This window comes from Clostridiaceae bacterium (assembly GCA_012840395.1).
Taxonomy (GTDB): Bacteria; Bacillota; Clostridia; order Acetivibrionales; family DULL01; genus DULL01.
In genome coordinates this window covers 1-5028 of the sequence record DULL01000040.1, presented here as the reverse complement: position 1 = coordinate 5028, position 5028 = coordinate 1, and the positions used below count along the sequence as shown (strand labels likewise).

At 34.8% G+C, this 5028-nt stretch carries 6 protein-coding genes; 5 read left to right on the top strand and 1 reads right to left on the bottom strand.

The genetic code is table 11. From position 1 onward, the window contains the following. On the bottom strand, positions 1-299 hold a 299-nt coding region (locus tag GXX20_05210; GenBank protein ID HHW31061.1), incomplete at its 3' end, for an IS6 family transposase. A 124-nt stretch (positions 300-423) separates the two neighbouring features. Here GXX20_05210 and larA point away from each other — a divergent pair. From larA to GXX20_05185, 5 genes are all read left to right on the top strand, one after another. Next, complete coding sequence (gene larA / locus GXX20_05205) at positions 424-1671, top strand: nickel-dependent lactate racemase (protein ID HHW31060.1); 1248 nt, start codon at positions 424-426, stop codon at positions 1669-1671. A 416-nt stretch (positions 1672-2087) separates the two neighbouring features. After that, entirely contained in the window at positions 2088-2375 is a 288-nt protein-coding gene (locus tag GXX20_05200) for a hypothetical protein (protein ID HHW31059.1), read from the top strand. 84 nt (positions 2376-2459) lie between these two features. Then, complete coding sequence (locus GXX20_05195; GenBank protein ID HHW31058.1) at positions 2460-3398, top strand: hypothetical protein; 939 nt, start codon at positions 2460-2462, stop codon at positions 3396-3398. Between the two features lie 154 nt (positions 3399-3552). Then, positions 3553-4107, top strand: coding sequence for a rubrerythrin family protein (locus tag GXX20_05190; protein ID HHW31057.1), 555 nt, complete (start codon positions 3553-3555; stop codon positions 4105-4107). Between the two features lie 125 nt (positions 4108-4232). Continuing rightward, positions 4233-4922: a hypothetical protein gene (locus GXX20_05185; protein ID HHW31056.1), complete on the top strand. Its 690-nt coding sequence runs from the start codon at positions 4233-4235 to the stop codon at positions 4920-4922. Positions 4923-5028: the final 106 nt, after the last annotated feature.

Sequence of the window (5028 nt, the reverse complement as noted above, 5' to 3'; positions counted from 1 at the left end):
GGTTTAACATTAATGAGTTTTGGTACTCGGAAAGAATGGTTGCATTTTTTATCACAACAACGGAAGTTTGAGTAATAAGTATAGTCATGATGCAGAAAAGATGCTTTACCGCAAACCGGACAATTAGGGTATTTCCCTTGATGTCTGGAACGATTATTGAGAGACGGATTATCAGGAGCAAACTGACGTTTACAATGTTTACACTGATATTTCTGATAACCGTCCTTGTCCTTACCAAAACGGTAAAGATCTTTTGAAAAACATTTTGGACATACAACGTTTGGTGGTATAATAGTCATGAGACCTAAACGCTCCTTTCTGGGAGGTAATGGTGGTGTGGCAATTTCCATTATACCAGAAGCGTTTCAGGTCTCATTTTTATTATTAAGTTAACAGAACATCTAATATTGATAGGAGTAATATATGAAAATTTTTCTTGGGTTCGGAAAATCAAAGGTAGATATTGAGATAAACAATTCAAATTTGCTAGGGATACTTAAGCCTAATGATGTTCCCGTCAAACTTACAGGTGTAGATGAGGTTAAACGGGCTATGAAAGAGCCTATAGGTTCACCGAGGCTCAAAGAGATAGTAAAACCAGGGAAAAAAGTAGTTATCATCACCAGCGATATTACCCGCCCAATGCCTTCAAAAATTGTATTGCCAGTTATTCTAGAAGAACTGCTTGAGGCAGGAGTGAGTGAAGAGGATATAACAGTTGTTTTTTCTTTGGGAAGTCACAGAAAACATACTGAAGAAGAGAAACGCGCACTAGTGGGAGAAGATATATATAATAAGATAAAATGTATTGACAGCGATGCCAGAGATGCAGTTCATTTGGGTAAATCATCAAAAGGTACACCAGTGGACATTTTCCGGCCTGTTGTGGAAGCAGACTTCAGGATTTGCCTTGGAAATATTGAATATCACTACTTCGCAGGCTATAGTGGAGGTGCTAAGGCCATAATGCCTGGAGTTTCAACAAGAGGTGCAATTCAAGCTAACCATAGCAGGATGATTGAAGATGGTGCAAGAGCAGGCATACTAGAAGGGAACCCTGTCCGGGAAGATATCGATGAAGTGGCTGATTTTGTCCCAATCGATTTTATCTTGAATGTAGTGCTGGATGAAAATAAAAATATAATTAAAGCAGTAGCGGGGCACTATATTAAAGCGCACAGGGAAGGCTGCCGTTTTCTGGACTCAATTTATAAAGTTAAAATACCTGATAAAGCTGATATAGTAATTGTATCACCCGGAGGATATCCAAAAGATATAAACCTTTATCAGGCACAAAAGGCTCTTGATAACTCTGCTCATGCGGTAAAGGACGGAGGAATAGTAATTCTTGTGGCTTCGTGCAAAGAAGGTTTAGGGGAAAGTGTATTTGAAAGGTGGATGCTGGAAGCAGAATCACCTGAAAGTATGATAACTAAAATACATAGTAAATTTGAGCTTGGAGGACATAAAGCAGCGGCTATTGCAATGGTTTTAAGAAAAGCCCGAGTATTTCTTGTATCTGATATGGAAGCAGATTTTGTAAGGAAACTTTTTCTTGAACCGTATACTAATGTAAAAGATGCAATAGCATGTGCATTTAACCAGCTTGGCAATAATGCCAAGGTGCTAGTTATGCCCTATGGAGGTTCCACTTTGCCAGTTTTGAAATAAGGAATGTATAAATGAATCCTTCCGTGCATAAAATTCTGAAGGCATTCTAAAGGCAATCCTATAATATGTAATTTTTCTATAATTATCGAAATTATACCATTTGAAAAGAAAAAGTATGATGTAGTCACCGTCCTATTATTTGAGAATAACAAATTATACTAATATCAGATCATAAGCTCAAAATATGCGCTTATTATAGCATATTCACATATTATGCGTAATTAAGCGCATATACTGTTTAACTATAAAAAGAGATAATGTTAAATAAGAGTATATTTATAGTATAATTAATTATAAGTATAAAGAGATAACATTAAAAAAGCTATTATGAAGAGTGGTATACAGATTCTTTGTAAGATTAACTTGTTATTATACAAGAGAGAATATTATAAATTGATAAATCAAGTGAGGTCAAATTGAAGAAAATGAAACTAAGAAAACTTATTTTTGCACTAACTACTATAAATATTATAATAACTTTAATTAGTGTATTTTCTAATTATATAATACGTATTTTTTTATCATATAAACTAAACAGTGAAGCAGCTAGGGCTGGAACAATAGGTATTATAGGCGGGGCAGATGGACCAACAGCAATTTTCATTTCAAGCAATCCATCACCATATATCATAACTGTTATATCTGCGCTTCTTTCCATAGCTGGAATCATATACCTGGTTTTTAGCAGGAGAGCGGGAGAATAAAGATAGAACAGTGAAGATAAATTTTGCCGGATCAGCATGAAATAATTAATAATAATAATGCATTTATTTGAAGGGTGGTATCAGATGGAAAACGGTAAAAAGTACAATGTTATAGTTATAGCATTGATACTTATTTTAGGTTTGTTAATATACCAGAATGTCAGGTTAAATAGAGAAATAGAATATTTGAATAATCGTGTTTCTAATATGGAATCTAACATAAATCTGGAATTAAATAATTTAATTTATGGCATCTCAGATAGAGTCGAGAGTATTTTAAGCGAGCAACAAAATATTGTATCGAGTTTCAGTTCTACATATAACGGTGTTGATACAAAGTCAGGAACTGTAAAAACTTTGATAGAGTTTACATTAAAGCAGTCAGATGCAGATTCAAAAGTATATCTTAATGTATCATCACAAAATAATTCAAATGGATTAAATTATGAATGTATATCTGCAAATGGATTAAATTATTCTTGTGAAATCGAGTTATCTTACAAAGAAAATTATACATTAAACATATATCAAAAATCAGCTGATGGGGACTACAAAAAGCTAAATTCTTATCCGTATCAGAAAGATATTAAAAGTGATTTTGAGAACAGAATTAGCTTTTTGGAAAGTGGCACAGGCACTGATAAGGAAAAAACAACCTATACATTCAAATTGCGTAATAAGACATTTGGTGAACAAGATTTTAAAATTAAAAGTGTGATAGTTAAAGCCTATTATAAGGATAAAGAAGTTTTTTCAAAAGATGTCACTGCATATAATATTCTGAATTCAGAAGCCGTGGACAAACTTAACATAATGATAGCAGCAGGTGATATTAATGCTTCTGCATTACCTGAAGTTAAGTATGGCGAAATTTCTACAGATGACAAAGGTGATGAATACGGAAGCTATATGGTAAATATTCTGCATTCAGAGACGGGTGCACCTGTAGAACATAACAATTACCCAGAATATAGTTTTAAGGTTATTGTTACATTATTCAATGGCGAAGTCTATGAATTATAATAAAACTAGGGAAAGGGCTTTGAAACTCAATGGAAGTTTTCATAACGTAGATTTCTGTTATGACTGAGTATTGCGGTAATAGTGAATAAATTGTTCCAGTAATACGCAATATAATAATCATACGATTTTTAGTTAAGCAAGGGAGGAATTTTCTATGGCAGTAAAAAATGCAATGACTGCAGATTTTTTACGTTCAGCATATAGTGGAGAGAGTATGGCTCATATGAGATATCTCATATGGGGAGAATTAGCTGAAAAAGAGAATATGCCCAATATTGCAAGGCTTTTTAACGCTATTGCATATGCAGAGTGGGCTCATGCCAATAACCATTTCCGCGTATTGAAAGAACAAAAAGGAGACTATACTGTACCTGCAGGAGCTGTTTTTGGAATAGGCAGTACCGCTGAGAACTTACAGGGAGCTATTAACGGAGAACTCCATGAGGTTAATCAAATGTATCCTGTATATCTTGAAACAGCCCGGTATCAAAAGGAGAAAGATGCAGAGAGGGCTTTCCATTTTGCGCTGGAAGCTGAAAAAATTCATGCAAAACTGTTCCAGCAGGCACAGGATGCAGCCAAACAGGGTAAAGACATGGAAATAGGAGATATTTATATTTGCCCCATATGCGGCTATACAGAGGCAGGAGATGTGCCTGATGTTTGTCCTGTATGCGGCGCCAAGAAAGAAATTTTCCGTGTTTTCTGATACAAACTTGTACAGCTTTTAATTAAATAATATGCTACAATAAAATATAAGGTTGTTTATTTTTTATTTATATAAATATTCTAGTAAGTATTTCTTTCCACAGTTGTATAAGGGGGTCGTATTTTTTGAAAAAATATATTGTTGCACTTGACCAGGGAACTACAAGTTCCAGAGCAATTATTTTCAATCATAATGCCGATATTATATCAGTTAAAAGCAAAGCACATAAGCAAATATACAGTAAACCAGGATGGGTTGAGCATGACCCTGAAGAAATCTGGAATAATCAGTTAGAGGTACTTAAAGCGGTAATAAATGATGCCGGAATTTTTCCAGATGAGATAGCTTGCATAGGCATTACAAACCAGAGAGAAACCGTTGTAGCCTGGAACAAAAATACCGGTAAACCAATATGCAATGCAATAGTATGGCAGTGCCGCAGAACGTCAGGAACATGCAGTGAATTAAAGGAAAGAGGTTTGCAGGATATCATACAGCAAAAGACCGGATTAATTATTGATGCATATTTTTCCGGAACTAAAATTAAATGGATTCTTGAAAATGTTGCCGGAGCAAGGGATATGGCAAATAGAGGTGAGCTATTGGTTGGTACCATCGATACCTGGCTCATATGGAACCTTACAGGGGGAAAGGCTCATGTAACGGATTACTCCAATGCTTCAAGAACAATGCTTTTTAACATACATGATTTGAAATGGGATGAAGAGCTTCTGGCTGAACTTGATATACCACATAATATTCTTCCCAAAGTAGTACCTTCTTCAGGGATTATACTTAGAGTAAAATTATCGTAGGCAAATTAAATAAAAATATGGGAAGAACCCAAAATAGGTCTTCCCATAATCACGATTTTCCTGTAGTTTGAGAATTGATAAGAAACCAAACGAAAGGAATCGTGAT

Excerpts from the sequence above, each read along its gene's own strand:
- larA (HHW31060.1), top strand. The coding sequence starts at position 424 with ATGAAAATTTTTCTTGGGTTCGGAAAATCAAAGGTAGATATTGAGATA.
- GXX20_05195 (HHW31058.1), top strand. The coding sequence starts at position 2,460 with ATGGAAAACGGTAAAAAGTACAATGTTATAGTTATAGCATTGATACTT.
- GXX20_05190 (HHW31057.1), top strand. The coding sequence starts at position 3,553 with ATGGCAGTAAAAAATGCAATGACTGCAGATTTTTTACGTTCAGCATAT.